Annotated in this window: 26 protein-coding genes; 17 read left to right on the forward strand and 9 right to left on the reverse strand. The window is 38.7% G+C overall.

The features are described 5' to 3' along the window. Positions 1–156 precede the first annotated feature (156 nt). The 3 genes from SKA34_RS02600 to SKA34_RS02610 all read right to left on the reverse strand — a co-directional run bounded on the left by SKA34_RS02600 (position 157) and on the right by SKA34_RS02610 (position 3,531). Positions 157–915, reverse strand: a complete 759-nt coding sequence (locus SKA34_RS02600) for an SDR family oxidoreductase (protein ID WP_006643946.1) — start codon at positions 913–915, stop codon at positions 157–159. A 102-nt stretch (positions 916–1,017) separates the two neighbouring features. Further along, the gene (locus SKA34_RS02605) at positions 1,018–2,217 is read right to left on the reverse strand and encodes an enoyl-CoA hydratase/isomerase family protein (protein WP_006643947.1); all 1,200 of its coding nucleotides are present in this window, start codon (positions 2,215–2,217) and stop codon (positions 1,018–1,020) included. Between the two features lie 39 nt (positions 2,218–2,256). After that, complete coding sequence (locus tag SKA34_RS02610; RefSeq protein WP_006643948.1) at positions 2,257–3,531, reverse strand: thiolase family protein; 1,275 nt, start codon at positions 3,529–3,531, stop codon at positions 2,257–2,259. Positions 3,532–3,735: 204 nt separating this feature from the next. Here SKA34_RS02610 and SKA34_RS02615 point away from each other — a divergent pair, with 204 nt between their 5' ends. The 5 genes from SKA34_RS02615 to SKA34_RS02635 are packed head-to-tail and all read left to right on the forward strand — an operon-like array spanning position 3,736 to position 8,674. Beyond that, positions 3,736–4,119, forward strand: coding sequence for a MerR family DNA-binding transcriptional regulator (locus tag SKA34_RS02615; protein WP_006643949.1), 384 nt, complete (start codon positions 3,736–3,738; stop codon positions 4,117–4,119). 31 nt (positions 4,120–4,150) lie between these two features. Beyond that, the gene (locus SKA34_RS02620; RefSeq protein ID WP_006643950.1) at positions 4,151–5,311 is read left to right on the forward strand and encodes an isovaleryl-CoA dehydrogenase; all 1,161 of its coding nucleotides are present in this window, start codon (positions 4,151–4,153) and stop codon (positions 5,309–5,311) included. 10 nt (positions 5,312–5,321) lie between these two features. Further along, complete coding sequence (locus SKA34_RS02625) at positions 5,322–6,929, forward strand: carboxyl transferase domain-containing protein (protein WP_006643951.1); 1,608 nt, start codon at positions 5,322–5,324, stop codon at positions 6,927–6,929. A gap of 16 nt (positions 6,930–6,945) precedes the next feature. After that, positions 6,946–7,749 (forward strand): enoyl-CoA hydratase-related protein, encoded by an 804-nt coding sequence (locus SKA34_RS02630; protein ID WP_050764775.1) that lies wholly within the window; start codon positions 6,946–6,948, stop codon positions 7,747–7,749. Continuing rightward, on the forward strand, positions 7,733–8,674 hold the full coding sequence (locus tag SKA34_RS02635) for a hydroxymethylglutaryl-CoA lyase (protein ID WP_006643953.1): 942 nt from the start codon (positions 7,733–7,735) through the stop codon (positions 8,672–8,674). Before SKA34_RS02630 ends, SKA34_RS02635 begins: the two co-directional genes overlap by 17 nt. A 3-nt stretch (positions 8,675–8,677) precedes the next feature. Here the strand turns inward: SKA34_RS02635 and SKA34_RS02640 are convergent, their stop codons facing one another. Then, complete coding sequence (locus SKA34_RS02640) at positions 8,678–8,956, reverse strand: hypothetical protein (RefSeq protein WP_005364766.1); 279 nt, start codon at positions 8,954–8,956, stop codon at positions 8,678–8,680. Positions 8,957–9,340: 384 nt separating this feature from the next. On the opposite strand from SKA34_RS02640, the gene SKA34_RS02645 reads away from it, so the two are divergent. Both SKA34_RS02645 and SKA34_RS02655 read left to right on the forward strand, forming a co-directional pair. Beyond that, complete coding sequence (locus tag SKA34_RS02645; RefSeq protein ID WP_232284202.1) at positions 9,341–10,414, forward strand: hypothetical protein; 1,074 nt, start codon at positions 9,341–9,343, stop codon at positions 10,412–10,414. A 595-nt stretch (positions 10,415–11,009) separates the two neighbouring features. Beyond that, positions 11,010–11,330, forward strand: coding sequence for a hypothetical protein (locus tag SKA34_RS02655; protein ID WP_006643955.1), 321 nt, complete (start codon positions 11,010–11,012; stop codon positions 11,328–11,330). A 59-nt stretch (positions 11,331–11,389) separates the two neighbouring features. Here SKA34_RS02655 and SKA34_RS02660 read toward each other — a convergent pair whose 3' ends face one another. Next, complete coding sequence (locus SKA34_RS02660; RefSeq protein ID WP_006643956.1) at positions 11,390–12,052, reverse strand: tellurite resistance TerB family protein; 663 nt, start codon at positions 12,050–12,052, stop codon at positions 11,390–11,392. Between the two features lie 224 nt (positions 12,053–12,276). Then, a complete protein-coding gene (locus tag SKA34_RS02665) occupies positions 12,277–12,603 on the reverse strand; it encodes a peptidylprolyl isomerase (RefSeq protein WP_006643957.1) in 327 nt (108 codons plus the stop codon). 291 nt (positions 12,604–12,894) lie between these two features. Here SKA34_RS02665 and SKA34_RS02670 point away from each other — a divergent pair, with 291 nt between their 5' ends. Genes SKA34_RS02670 through SKA34_RS02680 form a run of 3 tightly spaced genes read left to right on the forward strand, consistent with a single transcriptional unit; the run spans position 12,895 to position 15,180 of the window. Then, positions 12,895–13,173 (forward strand): PepSY domain-containing protein, encoded by a 279-nt coding sequence (locus SKA34_RS02670; protein ID WP_006643958.1) that lies wholly within the window; start codon positions 12,895–12,897, stop codon positions 13,171–13,173. Between the two features lie 20 nt (positions 13,174–13,193). After that, on the forward strand, positions 13,194–13,853 hold the full coding sequence (locus SKA34_RS02675) for a response regulator transcription factor (RefSeq protein ID WP_006643959.1): 660 nt from the start codon (positions 13,194–13,196) through the stop codon (positions 13,851–13,853). Further along, the gene (locus tag SKA34_RS02680) at positions 13,843–15,180 is read left to right on the forward strand and encodes a sensor histidine kinase (RefSeq protein WP_006643960.1); all 1,338 of its coding nucleotides are present in this window, start codon (positions 13,843–13,845) and stop codon (positions 15,178–15,180) included. The genes SKA34_RS02675 and SKA34_RS02680 overlap by 11 nt, the downstream gene beginning before the upstream one ends. A 93-nt stretch (positions 15,181–15,273) precedes the next feature. Here SKA34_RS02680 and SKA34_RS02685 read toward each other — a convergent pair whose 3' ends face one another. After that, positions 15,274–15,567: a hypothetical protein gene (locus SKA34_RS02685; protein WP_006643961.1), complete on the reverse strand. Its 294-nt coding sequence runs from the start codon at positions 15,565–15,567 to the stop codon at positions 15,274–15,276. 245 nt (positions 15,568–15,812) lie between these two features. Between SKA34_RS02685 and ltaE the strand changes: the two genes are divergently transcribed. From ltaE to SKA34_RS02720, 6 genes are all read left to right on the forward strand, one after another. Then, positions 15,813–16,820, forward strand: a complete 1,008-nt coding sequence (gene ltaE, locus SKA34_RS02690) for a low-specificity L-threonine aldolase (protein ID WP_006643962.1) — start codon at positions 15,813–15,815, stop codon at positions 16,818–16,820. A 276-nt stretch (positions 16,821–17,096) separates the two neighbouring features. Further along, on the forward strand, positions 17,097–17,939 hold the full coding sequence (locus tag SKA34_RS02700; protein WP_006643964.1) for an ABC transporter ATP-binding protein: 843 nt from the start codon (positions 17,097–17,099) through the stop codon (positions 17,937–17,939). Beyond that, positions 17,939–18,901, forward strand: coding sequence for an ABC transporter ATP-binding protein (locus SKA34_RS02705; protein WP_006643965.1), 963 nt, complete (start codon positions 17,939–17,941; stop codon positions 18,899–18,901). The genes SKA34_RS02700 and SKA34_RS02705 overlap by 1 nt, the downstream gene beginning before the upstream one ends. Then, positions 18,898–19,359 (forward strand): hypothetical protein, encoded by a 462-nt coding sequence (locus tag SKA34_RS02710; protein ID WP_006643966.1) that lies wholly within the window; start codon positions 18,898–18,900, stop codon positions 19,357–19,359. Before SKA34_RS02705 ends, SKA34_RS02710 begins: the two co-directional genes overlap by 4 nt. A 205-nt stretch (positions 19,360–19,564) precedes the next feature. Continuing rightward, positions 19,565–20,116, forward strand: coding sequence for a DUF2975 domain-containing protein (locus tag SKA34_RS02715; protein WP_006643967.1), 552 nt, complete (start codon positions 19,565–19,567; stop codon positions 20,114–20,116). 9 nt (positions 20,117–20,125) lie between these two features. Continuing rightward, positions 20,126–20,344: a helix-turn-helix transcriptional regulator gene (locus SKA34_RS02720; protein ID WP_006643968.1), complete on the forward strand. Its 219-nt coding sequence runs from the start codon at positions 20,126–20,128 to the stop codon at positions 20,342–20,344. Positions 20,345–20,407: 63 nt separating this feature from the next. Here SKA34_RS02720 and SKA34_RS02725 read toward each other — a convergent pair whose 3' ends face one another. Then, positions 20,408–22,105: an SgrR family transcriptional regulator gene (locus SKA34_RS02725; RefSeq protein ID WP_006643969.1), complete on the reverse strand. Its 1,698-nt coding sequence runs from the start codon at positions 22,103–22,105 to the stop codon at positions 20,408–20,410. Between the two features lie 330 nt (positions 22,106–22,435). Between SKA34_RS02725 and SKA34_RS02730 the strand changes: the two genes are divergently transcribed. Then, positions 22,436–23,302, forward strand: coding sequence for a lipase (locus SKA34_RS02730; protein WP_006643970.1), 867 nt, complete (start codon positions 22,436–22,438; stop codon positions 23,300–23,302). 12 nt (positions 23,303–23,314) lie between these two features. Here SKA34_RS02730 and SKA34_RS02735 read toward each other — a convergent pair whose 3' ends face one another. Next, positions 23,315–23,863, reverse strand: a complete 549-nt coding sequence (locus SKA34_RS02735) for a flavodoxin family protein (RefSeq protein ID WP_006643971.1) — start codon at positions 23,861–23,863, stop codon at positions 23,315–23,317. Between the last annotated feature and the right edge of the window lie 62 nt (positions 23,864–23,925).

Raw genomic sequence — 23,925 nt, forward strand, 5'->3', positions numbered from 1 at the left:
TGGGAGGTAATATCTGTTGTTCAGAACGATAAACAGAGAAATATCATGGAAAGATTAATGCCATACCTTGCTAAATTCGCCTTTACTGTCTCTATGATTATGTTTGTAGTTGGCGGAGGTATGGCACTATATGCAATGTTTTATGGTTGATTAACGTTATAAACGCATACCACCATCAATTTCAAGAATACGCCCAGTGAAGTAGTCATTCTCAATAATATATTTCACTGTATGAGCAATATCTTCAGGTTCACCAACACGCTCTAACGGTGCTGATGCCTTCATATTTTCAATTACTTCGGGCTTCAATTGGTCTGCTAAAGGAGTATCGATCAAACCGGGAGCAATTGCAGCAACACGAATACCGTATTTTGCTAACTCTTTCGACCACCCCACAGCCATAGTTGCAATTGCAGCTTTTGACGCTGCGTAGTTAGTTTGGCCTAATGTGCCTGCTCTAGCGACACTTGAAATGTTAATAATAACGCCCTGAGATTCAGTTTTGATCATCTTTTCAGCCGCTTCTCGTCCACACAAAAATGAACCAGTAACATTAACATCCATCACTGTTTGAAATTGTTCTAGTGGCATTTTCGTTAGTACGTCATTATTTTCACAAACCAGTAAGCCATCATCAAGGATACCTGCATTATTAATTAAGACATTAATATGACCGAAATCTTCAATAATATGAGCAAATGCTTGAACAACTTCATCTTCGCTTGTTACGTCAGCCTCATAGATCATAGCTTTACTGTTTAGCATATGGCACTGATCTTGCGTTTGACGTAGCCCTGCTGAGTTGATATCAATTAAAGCCAATTCAGCGCCCATATGAGCTAGTGTTACAGCCATCATCTGGCCTAGACCTTGACTAGCACCGGTAATGACAACAACGCTATTCTCAATATTCATTTATTGCTCCTGAATTAAAACAAAAATTTTGACTCTGCTACTTTAACGTATGTTTAGCCATTACAACAATTCTATTCATAAAAACTAAGTTATTATAAATAGTTAGCTAATATCGACCTGATTAAGTGGATTTTCATGCTCAGACCAGATAGGTGTAAATATTTGCTCAATTACTTTTTTATCAACATCATCTACTGATGAATAAATCCAGTTAGGCATATAATCTTTATCAATCAAATGTGCACGGACACCTTCTTTGAACTCACCTAACAAACCACAATTGACAGAAAGACCCAATTCCATTTTTATACATTCTAGTAAAGATACATCTTTATAGTCTTGTATTTGTTTAAAGCAGATATGTGCGGTAATAGGGCTGCCTGCATTCATTGCCTTTTTTGCTGTCTCAATCCAGAGCCCCAAACCATCAATGGCATTAATTTGGTCGTAAATAGTGGGTAATGATTGGGCAAAACAAGCCGCCTGTATTTGTGCGAAGTATGGCAATAATTGATTTGCTGGTAGCACGGGGGGCTCTTCTACAGCACAGTTATTTAATACAGTTGAGATTACCTCTGATACCAATGACTGACTTTGTGTATCAGTCAATACTGTAGACCATGGGAAATGTTTTAACTGTTTGACTACATTATCATAAGCTCTATTTGGAACAATATGATCAACCATAGCTAAATCACGAGCATCACAAACGTTGACATGTGCGCCTGTTAATCCCAAAAACAAACCGATACCGGCAGGAAGTTGGTTTAAAAACCATGTCGCGCCAACATCAGGGTATAGGCCAATGGTTATTTCTGGCATAGCTAATACTGTATTCAGTAAAGCAACACGGTGGCTTGCGCCAATATATAACCCTAACCCTCCCCCCATGATAAAACCATGTCCCCACGCAATAACGGGTTTGTTATAGTGATGAATGAGCAAATTACAACTATATTCAACGGAGAAATATTCCGTTAAAAATGGCTTAGCTACGTGGCTTTCAATCTGATTTAAAGGTATTTTTGGTGGCTTATGTTGATGATTTAAAGCTGGATCACTTTCTATTGCATAATACATACTACGCACATCCCCACCCGCACAAAAAGCGCGATCACCCACCGATTTAAACATTACAGCAACAATGCTTTCATCTTCACGCCAAAGCTGTAAATACTGGTAAATCGTTTTATGCATATTTAACGTAAGTGCATTAAGCGATGATGGATTATCCAGCTCTAGTACACCAATACTATGTCCATCAGTACAACGGATATAGGAAACATTAACCATTCCTGTCATCACTTACTCCTTTAATTATTTCCAATCTTCAGCGTCATACTATTTAACATCAACTTCAATCGCAATTGCCAAAGCTTCCCCTCCACCAACACATACAGCAGCAACACCTTTTAGCGTTTTCGTTTTCGTTCCACTCAACATTTGTGCTTTTTGTCGTAATGCATGGGTTAATGTCACTACGACTCTTGTCCCTGTAGCGCCTATTGGGTGACCTAAAGCACAAGCTCCGCCGTTAACATTCACTTTGCCAGCATCAATACCCAACTCCTCTATCGCGACAATAGTCACCACAGCAAAAGCTTCGTTAATTTCCCACAAGTCGACATCATCAGTAGACCAATTAAGATCATCTAATAATTGGCTAATGGCATGAATAGGTGCAATTGTAAACTCATCAGGAGATCGACTATGACTAGCATAACCTTTAATTGATGCCAGTGGATATAAGCCTTGTCGTCGAACTTGCTCAGCTTCCATTAACACTATAGCTGCTGCACCGTCTCCAATAGCGCTTGATGAAGCCGCAGTGATCGTGCCATGCTCACCGTGTTGCGAAAATATAGGCGGGAGGTTTGGAATTTTCTTAGGATTCACTTCATTTGGATGCTGATCTTTTTCAACCGTCACTAATGCTTTTTTACTCTGGGCGGTAATAGGGACGATTTCAGCGTGAAATGCCTGACTATTATCCGCTTTGCGAGCTTTATTAACTGACCCAATAGCCCATTCATCCATTATTTCACGTGAAATGTCATACTTAGTCGCCGTTTGCTGACCATAAACGCCCATTAAATGCCCATCAAATGCGTCTTGTAGTCCATCTAGATATAAATGATCCAGTACCGCATTATGGCCTATGCGCATACCACTTCTGCTGTCTGTCAATAAATAGGGTGCATTGGTCATGCTCTCCATTCCTCCAGCTACAGCCGTTCTAATCGCCCCAGCTTTAATCATATCGCAAGCCAATAAAATTGATTTTAACCCAGAGCCACAAACTTTGTTTATCGTAGTGCAGGATACGGATACGGGAATTTTTGCCATCAAGGCTGCTTGTCTTGCAGGTGCTTGCCCAACACCTGCCGTTAATACACAGCCCATAAATACTTCATCAATTAATTGTGCAATGTGCTCATATTCCATCGCACTACTATGTTCTAGAGTCGTATCAGTTGGCTGAGCACGTTTAACATCTCGTAAAGCTGCTTCAATAACAATACTGCCAAGCTGAGATGCTGAGAAGTTTCGTAAGTCGCCTTGAAAACTCCCAATTGGCGTTCTTTTTGCAGCAACGATCAGAATATCCTTACTCATACCAATCACCTCTTTACGTCTATTTAGAAAACATTAACTTGCAGGAATATTAGGGGATTTCTTGACGCTTTTGTAAGCATAGCACTAACATTTACGTAAACGTTAAGAAACATTTGCTGGGATTTTAATACTCAAAATCACTGCTCTGCTTAACCGATAGGAAAAAATTTTTTACCTATCTAACGTTGCAGGAGACTCAATGTGATGACTTTCAAAATTAGCGAACTTGCAAACGAATTTAAAATAACACCACGCAGTATTCGCTTTTATGAAGATATAGGCTTGCTGTCACCTAAACGAAACGGCGTAAACCGTGTCTATGGACGGAGAGATAAAATTCGGCTCAGTTTAATACTTCGCGGTAAGCGTTTAGGCTTTTCTTTACAAGAAATCGGGGAACTCTTCAGTTTATACGATGACAATAAAAGTCATGCTCAGCTTCTTTCCATGATCAACATCATCGAACAAAAACAACGACAACTGACTAATCAGCGCGCTGATATTGATATCACTCTGATTGAACTTGAGCGTGCAAAAAAACGCTGCAAGCATACCCTTATAAAATCAGAACCATACAAAGACAAGTAGCTCAAACAAGTTCCGCAAAGGAGGCTTTACAATGCATAGCCAATACTCACCGCTCAACTTTGATTTAGGTGATACTGCCAATATGCTGCGCGAACAAGTTAACTTATATGCCGCTGAACATATTGCCCCTATCGCTAACGAAATAGATCAAGACAATCAATTTCCCCATTATCTCTGGCAATCATTGGGTCAAATGGGCTTGCTTGGCGTCACCATTGCTGAACAATACGGTGGGGCTAATATGGGCTATTTAGAGCATGTTATCGTGATGGAAGAGATTAGCCGCGCTTCAGCCTCAATAGGATTAAGCTACGGTGCCCATTCCAACTTATGTGCAAATCAAATTTTCAGAAATGGCAATGATGCTCAGAGAAAACAATACCTGCCGGCATTAATCACAGGAGAACACATTGGTGCACTTGCAATGAGTGAAGTCAATGCTGGGTCTGATGTTATGAGTATGCAGTTAAAAGCAGAAGATCACGGTGATCATTTTGTACTAAACGGCAATAAAATGTGGATCACTAACGGACCTGAAGCCAATACGCTTGTGGTTTATGCCCGCACCTCTGTCAACGCAATCACCGCCTTTATTATTGAATCACAATTTGATGGTTTTTCTACTGCGCAAAAGCTCAACAAATTAGGCATGCGCGGTTCAAATACTTGCGAGTTAGTTTTTATTAACTGCATAGTACCGAAGAAAAATGTATTGGGTGACGTCGACCACGGCGCAAAAGTCTTAATGAGTGGATTAGACTTCGAGCGCGTAGTACTTGCCGCAGGTCCGCTCGGTATAGCGCAATCATGCTTGGATGTCGTGATCCCTTACATCCATGAACGAAAACAATTTGGTAAAGCGATTGGTGAATTTGAACTCATCCAAGCCAAAATTGCAGACATGTATACCCAACTCAATGCTGCTCGCAGTTATGTTTACACCGTAGCAAAAGCCTGTGACCGCGGTGAAGTCACCCGTAAAGATGCAGCTGGAGTCATTTTGCTAAGTGCTGAATTAGCCACGAAAATGGCGTTAGAAACGATTCAAATACTAGGTGGTAATGGCTATATCAATGATTACCCTGCCGGACGTTTATTACGAGATGCCAAACTCTATGAAATTGGTGCAGGAACTTCAGAGATAAGACGTATGCTTATTGGTCGTGAATTATTCTCAGAATCAGCTCGCTAAGGAGTAAGCCATGACTCAACTTACCTCAAAAGTAGATACAACCAGCCAATGGTTCAAAAACAATAATCATGAGATGCAATTGTTGGTTGACGACTTAAACACCCATTTAGAAATAATCCACCAAGGTGGCGGAGAAACGGCATTAGCACATCAAAAAAAACAAGGTAAACAACCAGTAAGACAAAGAATTGATCAGTTACTTGATAAACACAGTCCATGGTTAGAAATAGCACCTTTTGCAGCACTAAATGTTTATAGCGAAGCCGTACCTTGTGCTGGCATTATTGCTGGTATCGGCTATATCCACCAGCATGCATGTATGATTATTGCCAATGATCCTTCAGTTAAAGGCGGAACATATTTCCCACTAACGGTGAAAAAACACCTTCGAGCCCAAGAAATCGCAGAAAAATGTCATCTACCCTGTATTTATATTGTTGATTCTGGCGGTGCTAACCTACCACACCAAGCCGAAGTCTTTGCCGATAAAGATCATTTTGGTCGTATCTTTTTCAACCAAGCTCAAATGTCAGCGAAAGGGATCCCTCAAATAGCCGTTGTTATGGGGCTTTGCACTGCAGGTGGCGCATACATTCCAGCCATGGCTGATGTATCTATCATGGTAAAAGATCAGGCAACGATCTATTTAGCTGGCCCCCCTTTAGTAAAAGCAGCAACAGGTGAAGAAGTAACAGCACAAGAATTAGGCGGTGCCGACGTCCATTGTAAAAAATCAGGTCTCGCTGATTATTATGCCAATGATGAATCACATGCATTGCATCTTGCTCGTGATGCTATTTGTAGTTGCAATATATCAAGTACTAACACTCATCATGATTCCACTGCTTCCCCACCTAAATACAGCATGGATGACATCTACGGCATAGTGGGTACCAATATCCGTATTCCATTTGATATTAGAGAACTCATCGCACGTCTAGTCGATAACTCTGAATTTGACGAATTTAAAGCCATGTATGGCAATACCCTCGTTTGTGGCTTTGGAGCCATTGAAGGCAACCCTGTTGGTATTATTGCTAATAATGGCATTCTATTTTCAGAATCGGCACAAAAAGGCGCTCATTTTATTGAGCTATGTTGTAAACGGAAAATCCCTCTCTTGTTTTTACAAAACATAACCGGATTTATGGTTGGCAAACGCGTTGAAGCTGAAGGTATTGCAAAACATGGCGCAAAAATGGTGATGGCTGTTGCCTGTGCTAATGTGCCGAAATTTACCGTCATCATCGGAGGCTCTTACGGTGCAGGGAATTATGGCATGTGTGGAAGAGCTTATGATCCAACCCTATTATGGATGTGGCCTAATGCGCGTATATCCGTTATGGGTGGTGAGCAAGCCGCTGAAGTCTTATCACAAATCACACAAGCTATCCGCCAGCGAGAAAATAAACCTTGGACAGAGCAAGACGAACAACAAATCAAACAGCCTATTTTAGAACTCTATGACAAACAAGGTCATCCCTACTACGCCAGTGCGCGACTGTGGGATGACGGCATTATTGATCCTAAATCTACACGTATTGTATTAGCTCAGGCGCTTTCAATTACACAGCATGTACCAATAAAAGATACCCGATTTGGTATTTTCCGCATGTAACGCTTTAGGTCACATTATGAAAACACAACCAAATATCTTAGTTTCTATTTCATCTAATAACATCGCGACCATTACATTAAACCGTGTCGATAAATCGAATGCTTTTAATGCTGATATTATCGGTGATCTACTCACCGCCCTTAATCAACTTAAAACAAACCAACAGATACGCGGTCTGCTACTTGAAGCCAATGGAAAACACTTTTCATCTGGTGCCGATCTGCATTGGATGAAAAGCATGGCTTTAGAAACAGAACAAAATAACCAACAAGATGCATCTCAACTGGCTGAACTTCTAAATCAACTCAACCACTTTCCTGTTCCCACCATTGCCGTCGTTCAAGGTGCTGCTTTTGGCGGCGCATTAGGGTTAATTTGCTGCTGTGATATTGCTATTGCAAGTATCAACGCGAAATTCTGTTTAAGCGAAGTAAAGTTAGGGTTAGTGCCTGCGACAATTGCACCTTATGTTTGTCGTGCTATTGGTATCCGCCAAGCAAAACGTTTTATGTTAACCGCAGAAATAATCACTGTAGAACAAGCACTCAAATTTGGCTTAATTCATCATATGTCCGATGATATTCAGCAAAAAAAACAAGTAATAATTCAGCAAATCTTATCCAATAGCCCTGCAGCCCTAGCAACAGTCAAAACCTTATGTCATCAATGTGAAGTCGCAACGATTGATCAAAATTTAATTCGTTATACCAGTGAATTAATCACCCGTGTTCGATGCTCACCACAAGCACAAGAAGGCATACAAGCTTTTTTCGATAAAGTCCCACCAAACTGGAGTAAAGCCGATGACATTAACGAATAAGCTTCAATTATCGCTACCCGATGCTATTACAGTCTTTGAAGTTGGCCCCCGTGATGGATTACAAAACGAACCTCACCTTTCAACATTAGGTGGTAAAGCAACAGCGCTTAAAATAGCGCTGATTAATGAACTGGGTCAGACAGGGTTAACACATATCGAATCAGGAGCGTTTGTTTCGCCAAAGATGATCCCAACAATGGCTGATTCAGATATTGTATTTTCGCACATTCAGCGTCATCCCAATATATTCTACTCAGCTCTTACTCCTAATCTACAAGGTCTAGAAGCGGCCATTAACGTTAATGCCAATGAAGTCGCTATATTTACATCCTGCTCTGAAACCTTCACTCAAAAAAATATACATGCCAGTATCGATGAAAGCCTTCAACGGTTTGAATCTGTTATTGCGATAGCCCATCAACACTTAATACCTGTACGTGCGTATTTGTCCTGTGTGATAGATTGTCCGTACGAAGGAAAAACACTACCACAGCAAGTCGCAGAAATTGCAAAGACTCTCATCGACATGGGCTGCTATCAAGTATCACTGGGGGATACGATAGGAACAGGAACGCCACTACGAGTTGCTAATATGTTGGAATATGTAAATAAGCACATTCAATCAAAGGCTATCGCCGTCCATTTCCATGATAGTTACGGACAAGCATTAGCAAATATTTATCAAGCAATACAAATGGGAATAACAACAATAGATAGTAGCATTGCTGGGTTAGGTGGTTGCCCATACGCACCAGGTTCAAGTGGTAATGTAGCAACAGAAGATGTTATTTACTTATGCCAAGGACTGAACATCAAAACCGGTATAGATTTAGAAAAACTCACCTTGATTAGTCAAAAATTTTGCCAACAATTGGGGATACGCCCACAGTCTAAAGTTGCATTAGCTATGGCGCATCGCCCATAAACCTTATTCTGCGTCTCTACGAACTCGTTCTTCAGATTCAAGCTCGTTTACAGCATCCCATAACTGTTGTTCACGGATACGTTGACGCTCTAAGTTAGCATTAATACCATCCACAATTTGCTTATCTAATGGGCCTAAATAGTTATCAGCACAATCATGAAAGATACTTCGAAACTCTTCCATCGTTGGTAAGCGATTATTATGTTCTTCAAAGTTATCAAAAATATCATGAACTTTAACTGACATATCCCGCTTCATGCTTTCTATCTCTGAACTATCCATATACTCCCTCGAGTGCACTTAGTTTCACATGATTGGTAACAGAAATATCTAAAACCGTCATTAAGTTCTAGAACAAACCATTAATATTTACACTTTATGTCACAAAAACTTTGTGACTATCAGCCACAATGTTCAAAATCGATTGATAAATACTGTGTATCAATAATATCCTAGCTATGAGGACGTAATCATAAAATTTACTAACAGTATAGTTTGATTACACATCATTAAGATGATGGTTTAGTGATGAATATATAACAACTTAGACAACTAAATTTTGTTAGCACACGATTATCGCAATTTAAGTGCCTCTATTCTCAGTAAAAATAACATCTGAATTCTGATGTTTTTTTAGATCTTTAGTGTCGAATTCAGAAAGGAAGTTTGAAGAAATTGAAACCGTTAGCCTCATTTAAAAATCGCTATAAACAGCTTTGTTTACCGGTTTTTTTATTCTCAATAATACCCAATATTAGTCACGCTGAATCCGTTGCCAATACGAATACAGATCCGGATAATCAATCAAGCATCGCAGATTGGGTTGACGACTCACACCGCTCACTCACCGACACTGTTCATGATATTGGTGAGTACCTTGACGAAAGCTTAGCTAAAGACGATGACGAAGGTTCACTCACCAACCGAAGCTATTTACGTATTCGTAATCGCATGGCCTACTCATACCGCGGCAAACTTGATAATGACTTCAAAGTTTATTTTAAGCTTGATCTACCTCATGTGAAACGAGACTGGAAACTGATCATTGATTCAGAGCCCGGAGACTTCGATAGCCTTGAAAACAAGCAACGTGGTATTGCCACAGGCAACAAAACTACATCTGGCGATACCGTTGGTGCATTTCGCCTTCAGGATACCCACTTTGGCAACTGGAATTCTGATTTTGATATAGGTATTAAATTAAAGCTTCCGCTTGATCCTTTCACTAAAATGCGATTTACACGCGTTGATCCTATTAGTGAAAACTGGACAACCCAACTTGAACAGCAAGTCTTTTATTACCACTCAAAAGGGTTAGGTTATCTGAGTGCACTCAGTGGATATTACGCAATAAACCCTGAACACTCGAAAATATTTAAAACCACGACGAGTGCACAGTACTTAAAAGAAGACGATAAATGGGAACTGTTGCAGCAATTTGAATTATTCCATCGCTACGACGATAAAAACCTATTCGAATACTCAACAGGGATCAGTGCCGATACTGGAGAAAATAAAGAAGTCACAAATTATTGGGTATCTGCAACGTGGAATAAACGTATTTACAAACATTGGCTATATTTAGGTGTTCGTCCGCAGCTAGAATTTCCTCGAGAATACAACTATCACGCAAATCCTGGCGTTATGATTGAGTTGGAAATGTTCTTCTCTAAAAACAGAAAAATTGATCGTTTAGGCCGATACATTCCCAAGCCAACCCAACCAGAGCCACAAGACTAATATGGTATGGCTATAACGATGAAGCATAAACATTGCTTCATCGTTACCATCAAACTATGAACAACGGCACAAAACCTTATCACCGCACTTCACTCTCTTCACTAACTAGAATAATTTAAAAACTAGGCAACAATTTCGCTTAGGAGTACCATATGTTTCATTTAAAGAAAGTGATCTTCTCTGTATTGTTCCATTTCTATCAGTTTTTTAGGCTTAGTTATCCGCTATGGCTAATGATTTCATCTCTTGGTGTCAGCCTAGGATTAATATTACTCCTTTCTGGCGACAATCATTTTCAACAAGGTATTAGTGCTATAACCAGTTTCAGTCTCATTTGTATGTATCTGATAGTGCTGAAACACTTCTATTCCAAATTATTAAACTGGAGTGATACTCGCTCTTCGAAAGATATCATTGTATCGCTTAAGTAATAATTAATTTAGTTTATCGTTTAAAATATTCACAATATCAGTCACCATGGCATTGATTACGGTTTGATTAAGGATATCGCTATAATATACCCAAAAGGAATTATAAAAATTTTGCTTGTAGCTTTGTAAATCACAGCAAAATTAAACATATAACTGAGTATATTATGAATAAATATTTACCACTCATTGGCTTAACTTTATTAATTTCAGGTTGCGCGACACAAACTGTACCGCAACCTGAACCACAAGTGATCACAAAAATCGTAAAACAAGATACGGTGCCAGCGGAAAAAAAAGGATTTGACGATGGTTGCAAAAATGCTGTGGAAGCGCAGTTTTTACCATCCAAATATATAGTAAATAGCTACGACACTGTAAATAAAGAGGCATACCTAAAAGGCTGGAAAAAAGGTTATAAGCAGTGTGTCATTGGTTTAGGTCCAGTCAGAATTAACAGTTCTATGCCTGCGGGTCAAACAAAGTAATATTTGCATTCACAGGGGCTATCTTTAATTAGCCCCTTGCATTAAAAGAGTTAAATCAATCACGGTATAACAATTGCTTGTTCTTCTATTCGTTGAACTAAGCCCACAGGTAATTTTAATGCTTCAGCCAATGCGTCGAGATAAGCACGCTCTAAGAAATGATCGACATCAATAGCCAATAATGTAACTAAATAAACCTCAGATGCTTGCTCTAAACCACTCACTTGCGCTGCAATTACTTGAGGATCTAACGGTGCATTTAGCCAGCGAACAATCACCGTTTCAATATCATGGGTGATCCCATTTTCAATCATCCATTGTGCTATCGCTGTTTTTTCTTGCTCGTCAATATGACCATCAGCTTTTGCTGCAAAAATCATTGCTTGAACTAATAAGTCTTGGTTTGTTCTTAGCTGAGAATTTTGGTTAATCGCTGGCTGCGAGTCCATTGCCGTATTTGAAGCATGTGATGACTCTTGCGACCACTTTTTATAAGCCTGATAAGCAACAGTTCCAATCACAGCTGTACCACCAATTAAGGCTGCTTTACCACCATATTTCTTTGCTAATTTACGGCTTTTTTTATTACCTAATAATGCACCAACTACCCCACCAGCCGTCGCTCCTTTTAATAAATCAGAGGTGCTTGAGCTCGATGTGGTTTTTCCCTTATCCATATAATTACTAGCTTGATTTATTAGCTGATCGAATAAACCTTTCATCGTCATTCTCCATAAAAAAGCCATATATTAATACTATGGAAAAAGTGATTAATTATACAGCTTTAAAGCGTAAATCAATGTAAATTGACCACTTTATTCACACCGGCAATTTATTAGAAGCGACCAATAGATATAATCAATAACATTTTTATATCTCTAAATAATCACAAAAACGCTCTAGAATAAGATCCTTAATATAAATTCAGGCTGATTCTATATATACATTAAACGGTATAAAGAACTTTAATAATATGCCAACCAAATTTAGTTTTTACAGGTTCTGGAATTAATCCACGTAAGTTATTATTTTTCTTTTTTAACGCTTCACTGGTACTGATTGCTTTACCTGAAAAGACCGCTTTATCAAACTGCGGTACCATTGCACCTTTACGAAACTCACCAAGATCTCCCCCTTTTTTACCTGAAGGGCACGTTGAGTGTTTCTTAGCAAGCTCTTGAAATTTAGCCCCCTTTTTCAGCTGCTCCAGAATATCATCAGCCAATTCTTTGTGTTTCACTAAAATATGAAGTGCGTGTGCGCTAGAAGCCATGGTGAGTTACCTATTTCATTACTTTTTATTGCGCAATTTTGCGATAAATGCCGTAAACTAGCAAGCTATTCAATAAATTTGAATAAAATATAAACACACCATTAATGCAGTATTAGTTCAACTATAACGGGATCATAACTTTCGAATAAAACCGCAATAATTTAAAGACTTATGGTCATAATAAACGTTATTATAGCCGCTCATTCACTTTCCATTCATGGTTGTTACGTTACAATTATAAATATGAAAATACGTCCTAGATATTTATATATAGTCGGGCTTCTCGGATCGTTGACTTTCGGTGCGTTAGCTGCGCCGGTAACCCACGATAAAGAGCATCACGATGATGTAATGACAGCTGTAGAAAAAGGATTAATCAAGCCTTATTCAGCCCTTCAACATAAAGTCTCTCAACAGTTATCAGCACGTATAATTAAAGTAGAGCTCAACGAAGATAGTGGTGAGTGGATCTATGAACTAAAGCTTATTGATACTAAAAACAATATAATAAAAGTTGAATATCAAGCTCAATCTTTACAAATGTTAAATATTAAAGGACGACATTTATAAAATGTCATCAGGGCTCCAAAATGAAAATTCTTGTTGTAGAAGACGAAGTAACTTTAGGCGAACAAATTATCGCTGGTTTAGAACACAGCGGTTGGGTAGCAGAACTTTCTTGTGATGGTATTGATGCCCTCTATCGTGCAACATCAGAACCCTGGGATGCTATTGTTTTAGATTTGGGTCTTCCTAAACTTGATGGTATTACCGTGTTAAAAGGTATTCGTGAAGAAAATGTAAACTGCCCTGTCGTTATTTTAAGTGCACGTAATGAACTCACACAACGTGTCGACGGTTTAAATGCTGGTGCTGATGATTATCTAACCAAACCTTTTCAAATGGTGGAATTAGTCGCTCGTGTTAGAGCTCAACTTCGTCGTTCAACAGGTAATGCCTCTCCTGTTATTCAAGCAGGTAATTTAAGCCTTGATACGCGTACTTCCAAGGTAACTTGGGAAGGTCAAATCATTGATCTTACAGCACTTGAATTCAAAGTATTATCTTATCTTATGCATAACACTGACAAGGTTATTTCACGCACAGAATTAGTTGAACATATCTATAAACAAGATTTTGATCGTGATTCAAATACAATTGAAGTATTCATTGGTCGTATTCGACGAAAAATTGGCAATGATGTAATAAAAACAGTTCGCGGTCTTGGATATCGGATTAATGCGAGTTAATAAACGAAAAAAAGGCCAGCCGAGTATTCGTAATCGCCTATTAAGCGCAGCTGCAATATGGCTACTAGCGATCACACTAACGGCTGGTTATCTTGTACCTAGCTTTATTAAAAGCTATCTCATTGACCAAGAAAAGACCCAGCTTTATTTATACCTTGATCAAATTACGGCGCTCGTCGATATTGATGAGCATGGTCGTGTATTTCTTGATGGTCGATTATCAAACCCACGATTTAACTCCCCTTATAGCGGTTTGTATTGGTCACTCAACCTCAACAACCAACATTTACGTTCACGCTCGTTATGGGACACCACCATTTCAGGGAGCAATGAAGATGGTTTTGAAGGTCCTAATAAACAATCCTTAATCGTGGTTAAACGTAAATTCTTACTGCCTGATAGTGATTATCCAGTAGAACTCTCTGTTGCCATCAATCAGGATCGATTACTCAAAACCTTGCAACAACTAACACGAGGTTTATGGTTAATTCTAACCATTATGGCTATTGGTATTCTCACACTTACCACGCTACAAGTCAGCTGGTCACTGTGGCCTCTACGTAAATTGCGTCGTAATTTAAAGCTAGTGCGAGAAGGACATTCTACAGAGCTAACAGGATTATATCCTGTTGAGATACAACCCGTTATTGATGACCTAAATGCCTTACTCTTCCACTATCAAGAGCTATTATTGCGTGCACGTAATCATTCAGGGAATTTATCTCACGCACTTAAAACACCCATCGCTATTTTGAATAATGAAGTCGCGTTACTCGATGAACCAACAAAAGACAAACTAGTACCAGCTCTCCAACAGTTACAACAGCACATCGATTATCATTTAGGGCGTGCTCGCATGGCTGGCGCTGTTAATATTTTAGCTGCAAAAACTGCTGTTTCTAGTCGAGTGGATGCGATCTCCCTAGCAATGGATAAAGTCTATGCAAATCGAAAGCTGATCTTAGTTAACGAGCTTGATAGCAATGTGATGGTTGCAGTAGAGAGTAGTGATCTTGATGAAATGATCGGTAATTTAATCGAAAACAGCTATAAATGGGCTAACTCTTTGATTCGCGTTTACCAAGAATCCAGCCAATCTGGTCAAATTACTCTTGTCATAGAAGATGACGGTATTGGTATTGCAGAAGAAAAATGTAAACAAGTACTTAACCGTGGAGTACGACTCGATGAAAGTACACCTGGAACAGGGCTTGGATTAAACATTGTGAATGAACTAGCGCATAGTTATCGTGGTGATTTAATTTTAAGCAAAAGCCAGCGCGGCGGTTTGAAAGCAAGCCTCATTTTACCTATACCTAGAAAATGAAAAAACCCTGCTAGTTACTGGCAGGGTTAAACACACTCATATCGCAAAATCACAAATTGACCCACCAAATCATTCAACAAGATTGATGATAGATTATAAATCTCGCATTAAGATTTCATAATCTTCTTGCGCCGATTCAATAAGGTGTTCGAGCTCTTTCGCGTCTTGGTTTCTAAGATCTAGTTGCCAATTGACTTTTGATTCATCTCGGCAGACTAATAATGTTTTTGTTCCGGTCTTACTAAACCATAATTGTGAGAATTCAGCCTCTTGCTCTGCATTATCCTCAAGAATATTAACGCGCAATTGACCTGTTGGGATTACGCTAATATGAGCATGCCGCTGATTTTTACCTAGTAAGGTAAAATCTCGTTGTTCCACTAACATCACATCATCCTCCTAGTGTGGCCGTACTCAGAACCTCTTCAATAACTGCACAATAAATAATCAACTTTTTAAGTGTAGATGCTTTACAAAAAATATTTTATAAGAATCCAATATTAATATAATTGTCACATAATCCGTTTTAAACATTGTACCATCATATACTTAGTAACAAGAATCTACGACTATAGAAACCAAAGAGTACACAGTGATATAGTAAATAAAACAGAATAGGAAGCTGATAATAAATGATAGATTTTCGTTCAGATACGGTAACTCGCCCTTCTCCCTCAATGCGTCAAGCTATGGCCCATGCAGTTGTTGGTGACGATGTTTATAGTGACGATCCAACCGTTAATGATTTAGAGCTTTTTGCAGCTGAACGCCATGGATTTGAAGCTGCACTTTTTTGTAGTTCTGGCACTCAAGCTAATTTACTGGCATTAATGGCGCATTGTGAGCGTGGAGATGAATATTTATGTGGTCAACAGGCACATAATTATAAATTCGAAGGCGGTGGTGCAGCTGTATTAGGTTCGATCCAACCTCAACCGATAGAAAATACCGCTGACGGCACACTTCCCTTTGAAAAATTGACGGCCGCAATTAAACCTGACGATCCTCATTTTGCCAGGACAACACTTTTAAGCCTCGAGAACACAATCAATGGTAAAGTGTTACCGCTAACCTACCTTCAACAAGCGCGTAAATTTGTTGATCAGCATAACCTAAAACTTCACCTTGATGGTGCGCGTGTTTATAACGCAGCCACCGCACTCAATGTCGATATCACAGAAATTGTTAAATACTTTGATTCTTTCACCATTTGTTTATCAAAAGGTTTAGGTGCACCAATTGGGTCGCTATTACTTGGTGATAAAGCACTAATAGCCAGAGCGCGTCGATGGCGTAAGGTTCTTGGTGGCGGCATGCGCCAAGCAGGAATCATTGCAGCTGCTGGTAAAATTGCACTGACTGAAAATACAGGCCGTTTAGTTGATGACCATTCCAATGCTAAGTACTTAGCTGAACAATTAAATACAGTGAATGGTTTTGAAGTAAACACGAGTCACGTACAAACAAATATCTTATTCGCAAAAGTCGATAGCAAAATAGATCAAACCCAATTAGCGACAACATTAAAAGCACAAAATATTTTGGTCTCAACAGGAAACCCATTGCGATTTGTCACTCATTTAGACATTACAAAAGACGATATTGATTTTTTCATAACCGCATTAAAAGCCGCAGTCTGATCTTTCATATCTCCCCCACACAATATTGCAATGTGATCTTGTGTGGGCTTTCCTTCTTTATCTTTATATTGCCTTTATCAAAAACCTTTTTACAAATAACGATTATCTTTGCGGGATATATTTTTCGATACTCAATTTTTACATGATTTTTTGATACCTGCCTCACTTTCTTTAACTTGAACCTTTGCAACCCTATTCCTACTCATTTAGCTTATGTAAACATTAATGATAATTAGTTTCATTATCATGTGGTTTTATATTTGCAGGGAGAGCATCATGGAACAAGCGTTTCATTCAGATCCAATACTGAAAGTACGTGATCTCGAAGTCACCTACATTACAGACAATGGCGACTTTAAAGCCGTAAAATCAGTGAGTTTTGATATCGGTAAAAGTGAAATATTCGGCTTGGCGGGTGAGTCGGGCTGTGGTAAAAGTACTATCGCTTTTGCTATTAATCGCTTACATAAACCGCCTGCACTCATCACAAAAGGAAGTATTGAATACGACGGTACAAACCTTATCGCATTGACTGAACAACAAATGGGGGTTATTCGCTGGAAAGACATTGCGATGGTATTCCAAAGTGCAATGAACTCCCTAAATCCCGTACTCCCTATTCAAGAACAATTTGCTGACGTAATGCGCCACCACCTTGGTTATACCAATGACCAAGCGAAAGAGCGGGCAGAAAAGCTGCTAGATCTGGTTAATATTCCTCGCGAGCGTTTATCTGAATACCCTCACCAATTTAGTGGTGGTATGCGTCAAAGACTCGTTATTGCGATAGCGCTATGTCTCAAAACAAAACTTATCGTTATGGACGAACCAACTACGGCGCTTGATGTTGTTGTTCAACGTGAGATTTTGCAGCAAATTTATCAACTACGTAAAGAATTCGATTTCTCTGTTTTATTTATTACTCATGATCTTGCCCTTATGAGTCAACTTTGCGATCGCATTGCTGTTATGCGATACGGTGAAATTGTTGAAGTCAATCAAGCACGTGAAATACGTAACAACCCTCAACACCCATATACCCAAAAATTATGGGCATCATTCCCTAACATTCATGAAGACGCCCCACACGTTTCTATCTCAGCAGAGGAAATATCGTAATGGAACAACCAATTATTGAATTAAATAATGTGGTGAAAGAGTTCACTGCTGGCGGTGGTTTTGGTTCAACTGAAATCTTTCGTGCTCTTGATAATATTAGCTTTAAGCTCTATAAGGGGCGTACTCTAGCACTCGTTGGTGAATCTGGCTGTGGTAAAAGTACCTGTGCAAAGCTCATTACAAAAGTTCACGGCGTAACGGAAGGAGAAATTTTATTTAAAGGCGAAAATGTCGATACTATTCGTAAACGTAAAGATGTATTGAATTATCGTGGTAAAGTCCAAATGGTATTCCAAGACCCATTTGGATCGTTAAATCCCACTCATACTATTCGCCACCACCTCACTCGTCCACTGTTAATTCATAATCAAGTAAAAGGTAAAGAAGCTGTAGAACAGCGTTTGAATGAATTAATGGAATTGGTTGAGTTACCCATTGAAGATCTCAAAAAATATCCCCACCAGCTCAGTGGTGGTCAACGTCAACGTGTGAATCTAGCACGTGCGATTGGTGTTGGTGCTGAAATCATCCTAGCGGATGAGCCCACTTCAATGCTTGATGTTTCTATTCGATTAGGCGTGTTAAACCTAATGAAAGAAATGAAAGATAAAATTGGTATTGGCTTTTTATACATTACTCATGACTTAGCCACTGCGCATTATATCGCAGAAGAAACCGCCGTAATGTACCGTGGTCGTATTGTTGAATGGGGAGACACTCGCTCTATTTTACGTAGCCCACAGCACCCTTATACCAAACTATTAATCTCTGCAGTGCCCGATCCTGATCTACCCTTTAATAAACTCGTAGATTCAGAACCAGATTACTCACAGAGCGCCGATAAGATCCGTGCAATAAGTTTGAAATCTGTTTCAGGCCACCGCCAAGTTGCTGATAATCACTTTGTTGCAAACTGGGATGAAGCGCAAGTGGCCGCACTTAAAGAGGAAAAAATCGCATGATGACACTTCACTGCTGGTTAGAATCAGTTAAAACGTGGTATCAACCCAATCATAGCCATGATTTTTCAGCGTTGGTTTCTCTCATTCAACAAACGCCTCTCGGCATGATGGATGAATTAGACAATGAGACTGGCAGTGAAGCTTTAGCCTATTGGCTAGATGCGTGTTTTCGGTTAACTAAATATTATCAACATCAAGGCTATAACGAGCAGGCATTTGGTTACATTCAACTTTCTTATGCCAAGCTTCAAGCCATTGTATGTGATGCAAATTATAGTTCAGAACTAAAGCGCTGGAGCTTAAAAAAGCTAGATCGAATCATTGTTGCAATGGTCGAGTTTTGCCAACATCAAACAGATCCTCAATGGCAGCAAGAAAGTATCCAGCTCATAAATTTACATGTCGCTTTTATGGAATCACAGCAGCATTTGAATTTAAGCTATTCAGCAAATAATTAAATCCTATTCTGAACATCAAAACGAGTACATATTCACTTTCAACCTAGAGAAATGAATATTACTCGTTTTTTATTTATCATAATTTTACAATATATAATATTTTTAAGGGTGATTTACACAATAAAAATATATCGTTTAACAATAATTAAATTGCATATTTACAATTTAATCCTTATTCTTGCCTCATCAATTTGAGAGGTAACACATGTCTAATATCCAAAAACAAAGTAAAAGAGCTCGCATACTATTTCAACTATTTCTTGTTTTAACTCCTGTATTAGTTTGCTACTTTTGGTTAACAATAGACACGCCATATGATTATTTAACGAACACTGGAATAATACAAACATCGTTTGATGATTTACATAACATTACTCAAGTTCCACTAACACTAACAACCAGACTCATAGCAACTTTAACTAGCCTAATTTATTGCTCAATTATAATGTATGCTTTAACAAAGTTAATTCGACTCTTTCGTAACTATGAAAATAACAATATCTTTACTTTAGAAAATGCAACAATTTATCAGAAACTTGGTTATAGCATATTTTATTGGGTCGGCGGTTCAGTATTTTATCAAGCAATTATGACTCTCGTACTCAGTTTCAATAACCCACCAGGACAGAGAATGATTGCTTTTAGTTTTGTTGGTGTAGACTTTATAACCATTATTATGGGACTAATCGTGCTGATAATCTCATGGGTGATGAAAGAAGCCTATATTCTTGCAGACGAACAACATTTAACTATTTAAGAGCCAACGATGACAATACGTATTAACTTAGATGTCATGATGGCTAAGCGGAAAATGCGATTAAAAGCATTAGCACTGGCTATGGAAATGACAGAAGCAAACTTGTCTATTCTTAAAAACGGTAAAGCGAAGGCAGTACGCTTTTCAACCTTAGATAAGTTATGTGAAATACTTGAATGCCAACCTGGTGATATTCTCGAATTTGAAGAAAATCACAACGATAATTAAATAAAAAAGTAGGCGTTATTTAACGCCTACTTTTGACTTTTTCTTCAAACCTTAATGATTGACTTAGTGTCTTGGTTTTACCCACACCGATTTAAAATCAAACCAACCTAATTGATTAGACGCCATCCCTTCCAACTCACCATTACCATCAACACCTAACCACACATGGAATAATGGTAATACTTGGCCTGAATTAACCAATAAGTTCTGAATCTCTTCTAATGGAAATTCAGGCGTAATATTCATCCGCCAATTATCAATAAGAATCTCAAGTTGAGTAAATGCTTGAGATGGCATCGCTCGTTCAATTTGTTCAAAATTAAATAGCCACGGTAATATCGCATCGGCTCTATCGCTCCCAAGGCTCATACCATTTAACCAGAGATCTATTTTATCGGCCTGTTTGCCTTGCATGATATCTTCGAAGGCAATTTCAACCACTTTAAGCGTAATACCGTCTTTCGCTAATATTTCAGCGATTAATTCAGCCATATAAGGATAAATAGGATGTTCTTGTTGATAGGCCAGTGTCACAGAGCGTTTAGTCGTTGGTACAACAATATCGTGTGGATATTCCGTTGCACAAATCCATCCTGGTAATAGACCATAAGCATTAATCATCTTAAAATTAGAGACTTTATTAAGATCAAAATGACGCATAATACTCAAACTGTTTAAACGAGATTGAAAATAATCTAGCCAAACTTTTTGTTGAGCTAAGCCTTTATTTCTATTTAATAATAAATAATTACAGCCTTGATCTAAACTTAACTTATTAGATACCGTTGCACTTTGTGTCTGCGCTAATTCTAGTGATGGCTTTAAATAACAAGCAGAAAAACCCGTTAAAATCCAAATTTCTACCACGTCTGTTAATGCACGAAAACCAAAATACATATCAAAAGCTTCAAGTTTTAAACGCTGCTTATCATTAATCGTGACTTTATAAGGCCCCGTACCAACCGGAAATGTGGTTGCATCAGAACGACGATGATGACTTGCAGGCTGAATAACAGCACTAATATTCGCTAGTAAAGCTGGAAGGTGGAGATCATCCCGTTTCAAATACACATCTATCGTATTAGCAAAGGGAGAAATAACATCATCAATATGCTTAAACAACGCTTGCTGTTTCACTTCCTTAAACGTTTGTATAATATCATCGCTTTCAAGTAACCGCCCATCATGAAAACGGATTGCTGGGCGAATATGGAAACGCCAATGCCTTACCGAAATCATTTCCCAAGCATGAGCGATATCAGCTTCAACTTCCCCTTTTTCCTCATTAAATTGGGTTAATCCACTGAATATTTGTCTAACAAGGTGTTGTTCAGAGCGACGAAGCGGCTTGAGAGGATTAAGATTACCAAAGCTACGGTAATAAGGTAGTCGAACAATTTGCCTGCCATGAACATGCGAAATACCCAGTTGTTCATGAATCAATTGCACCAGTTTTTCAGCATTATTATCTAACACCGATAGTGCTGTTTCTAATTTGCCATCAGTCACTAACTTACGCGCTTGTATAAATTGTAACTCACTGTCAGTGCTATTAAATATTAAGCGCGATTGCTTTCCACGCCCAACGGCAGGTTGCCAATCAATCCAGCCTTTATCGACCATCTTATTTATGACCATACGCACATTACGACGCGTACAAAATAAAACTTCTGAAATATCATGGAGATTTGTCTCAGTATTCCTACCTGAGAAATGATTGTACAAACGCTGGAATTGCAATTTTAATCGTTGTCCGCTCATAAAGAGGAAACCTTTTTCTCTATATTGTTCTCTTTTAACTTCCTCATTTTAGCGTAAAAATATAACAGTCGATATGAAAATAGGTTTTGCTCTACTTACAGTGTGATTTCTATATAAATATTGATAAGTCTACAAAGCCATTTGTAGCTTAATGAACATTAACTTAGGCTCTTTCCCCCAAAAGAGTTTATTTACCCTGAGTGCTCATTAATTTAAGTCCGACCTAAGACTAAGCGTGTTAGGTTGGACTTTCCCTGTATTCTTTTATTGTCATTAGATTGATAAATACCGTGTTTATGCTGGTGATAAGTAAACTCAAACAAGAATACGATGAAAAAACTCAAACGCTATCAATATGAACAATATGCGATTTTATGTCATCTTGCTTATCCTGATGATTTTGATCATACCCAATATGGTTTTTTACCTGAGGGCAGAGAAGAAATTATCGATCGCTGGGGCCGCCCTATTATTCGTATTTTATGGGGCGAGAGTAATGAAGTCGTTTTGGTCTTTAAAGGTTCGCAAAACATATGGGATTGGCTACTCAACCTTGCGTGTTTCCCGAAAAAAATCGAATCACAACCTAAGCCATATCATGTTCATTGGGGTTATCATTATCTAATACATCAAAAAAGCATAAGACGGAACTATGCCTTTCATCAATGCCATCCAGATTTAAGCGACAGCCAAAAGCTAGATATATTTCAAGCATCACATTTAACCTCATACCGCAATCAATCGAACTACAACGAAATCATTAAGCAGATCCAAACCGTAATAAAACCCTTAATTGAATCAGGGAAGCATATTAGCTTAACTGGTCACTCGTCTGGTGGTGCAATGGCGATACTCAGTGCTGACTATTTACACCAATATTATCCAAATGCAATTAAGCGTGTGGTCACTTTTGGACAGCCAGCAACAGGGTTTTGGAGTTTTAAAAAACACTACCCATTACGTCAACAAACCTACCGTATCTGTTGCGATCTAGATATTGTCACCTTTCTGCCCGCTATTCCTTTTATGCATTGGCATGTTGGGCAGATGCTCTGGTTACACAACGGTAAAATTTATCAAAACATTCCCACCATAATACGCTTATCACGATCTATAATAAGTTGGATTATGCGGCCTTTCAGCTATCACTTCATGCAGAAGTATATTCGTAATAAAGACTTTTTTGATAAGCACTGATCAAACTCCAACTTATTGAATAAAAAGATAAATACGACGTGCTAAGTATTTTGCAGTATTTATATCTTTAGCGTTAGGTTTACCATCCTCAGATGTAGCAACGACGCCCGCCTGACAACCTAAACGATTCACTCCCAATGCGTTGTAATTTGAAGGGTTATCTATTCCCATCCAAATCATGCCATGCTGTGATGCTAATATTTGAAAATACCGCAGCGTTTCCGTTTGATCGCCATTCGGTGAGCCACCAGAAGTTATCCCTGCTGCTATTTTTCCTGATAATATCTGATCGCACCATTTATCACTTGTCGCATCAGCAAAAGCTTTGAATTGTGCCGCTACAGATCCCATATAAGTTGGAGAGGCAAAAATAATCGCTTGGCATTGCTGAAGTTTTTCCATTATTTCATGATTAACAAATCGCCCTTCTATAATTTCTGCTCCCGTAATCTTGTGCGTAATCACTTCTACAGGCTCTGATACTAACTCGTTACAACAGCCCTCTACTAAAGCTTCTGTAATACCTGTATTCGAGAAATAAACAATACCTATCGCTTTCATTAAAACATCCTTATTAAGTGTGTAAATATCAACACAAGATAAAACCTCAAGTTAACCTGAGG

The organism is Photobacterium sp. SKA34 (genome assembly GCF_000153325.1).
Classification (GTDB): Bacteria; Pseudomonadota; Gammaproteobacteria; order Enterobacterales; family Vibrionaceae; genus Photobacterium.

Excerpts from the sequence above, each read along its gene's own strand:
- SKA34_RS02600 (WP_006643946.1), bottom strand. The coding sequence starts at position 915 with ATGAATATTGAGAATAGCGTTGTTGTCATTACCGGTGCTAGTCAAGGT.
- SKA34_RS02605 (WP_006643947.1), bottom strand. The coding sequence starts at position 2,217 with ATGACAGGAATGGTTAATGTTTCCTATATCCGTTGTACTGATGGACAT.
- SKA34_RS02610 (WP_006643948.1), bottom strand. The coding sequence starts at position 3,531 with ATGAGTAAGGATATTCTGATCGTTGCTGCAAAAAGAACGCCAATTGGG.
- SKA34_RS02615 (WP_006643949.1), top strand. The coding sequence starts at position 3,736 with ATGACTTTCAAAATTAGCGAACTTGCAAACGAATTTAAAATAACACCA.
- SKA34_RS02620 (WP_006643950.1), top strand. The coding sequence starts at position 4,151 with ATGCATAGCCAATACTCACCGCTCAACTTTGATTTAGGTGATACTGCC.
- SKA34_RS02625 (WP_006643951.1), top strand. The coding sequence starts at position 5,322 with ATGACTCAACTTACCTCAAAAGTAGATACAACCAGCCAATGGTTCAAA.
- SKA34_RS02630 (WP_050764775.1), top strand. The coding sequence starts at position 6,946 with ATGAAAACACAACCAAATATCTTAGTTTCTATTTCATCTAATAACATC.
- SKA34_RS02635 (WP_006643953.1), top strand. The coding sequence starts at position 7,733 with ATGACATTAACGAATAAGCTTCAATTATCGCTACCCGATGCTATTACA.
- SKA34_RS02640 (WP_005364766.1), bottom strand. The coding sequence starts at position 8,956 with ATGGATAGTTCAGAGATAGAAAGCATGAAGCGGGATATGTCAGTTAAA.
- SKA34_RS02655 (WP_006643955.1), top strand. The coding sequence starts at position 11,010 with ATGAATAAATATTTACCACTCATTGGCTTAACTTTATTAATTTCAGGT.
- SKA34_RS02660 (WP_006643956.1), bottom strand. The coding sequence starts at position 12,052 with ATGAAAGGTTTATTCGATCAGCTAATAAATCAAGCTAGTAATTATATG.
- SKA34_RS02665 (WP_006643957.1), bottom strand. The coding sequence starts at position 12,603 with ATGGCTTCTAGCGCACACGCACTTCATATTTTAGTGAAACACAAAGAA.
- SKA34_RS02675 (WP_006643959.1), top strand. The coding sequence starts at position 13,194 with ATGAAAATTCTTGTTGTAGAAGACGAAGTAACTTTAGGCGAACAAATT.
- SKA34_RS02680 (WP_006643960.1), top strand. The coding sequence starts at position 13,843 with ATGCGAGTTAATAAACGAAAAAAAGGCCAGCCGAGTATTCGTAATCGC.
- SKA34_RS02685 (WP_006643961.1), bottom strand. The coding sequence starts at position 15,567 with ATGTTAGTGGAACAACGAGATTTTACCTTACTAGGTAAAAATCAGCGG.
- ltaE (WP_006643962.1), top strand. The coding sequence starts at position 15,813 with ATGATAGATTTTCGTTCAGATACGGTAACTCGCCCTTCTCCCTCAATG.
- SKA34_RS02700 (WP_006643964.1), top strand. The coding sequence starts at position 17,097 with ATGGAACAAGCGTTTCATTCAGATCCAATACTGAAAGTACGTGATCTC.
- SKA34_RS02705 (WP_006643965.1), top strand. The coding sequence starts at position 17,939 with ATGGAACAACCAATTATTGAATTAAATAATGTGGTGAAAGAGTTCACT.
- SKA34_RS02710 (WP_006643966.1), top strand. The coding sequence starts at position 18,898 with ATGATGACACTTCACTGCTGGTTAGAATCAGTTAAAACGTGGTATCAA.
- SKA34_RS02715 (WP_006643967.1), top strand. The coding sequence starts at position 19,565 with ATGTCTAATATCCAAAAACAAAGTAAAAGAGCTCGCATACTATTTCAA.
- SKA34_RS02720 (WP_006643968.1), top strand. The coding sequence starts at position 20,126 with ATGACAATACGTATTAACTTAGATGTCATGATGGCTAAGCGGAAAATG.
- SKA34_RS02725 (WP_006643969.1), bottom strand. The coding sequence starts at position 22,105 with ATGAGCGGACAACGATTAAAATTGCAATTCCAGCGTTTGTACAATCAT.
- SKA34_RS02730 (WP_006643970.1), top strand. The coding sequence starts at position 22,436 with ATGAAAAAACTCAAACGCTATCAATATGAACAATATGCGATTTTATGT.
- SKA34_RS02735 (WP_006643971.1), bottom strand. The coding sequence starts at position 23,863 with ATGAAAGCGATAGGTATTGTTTATTTCTCGAATACAGGTATTACAGAA.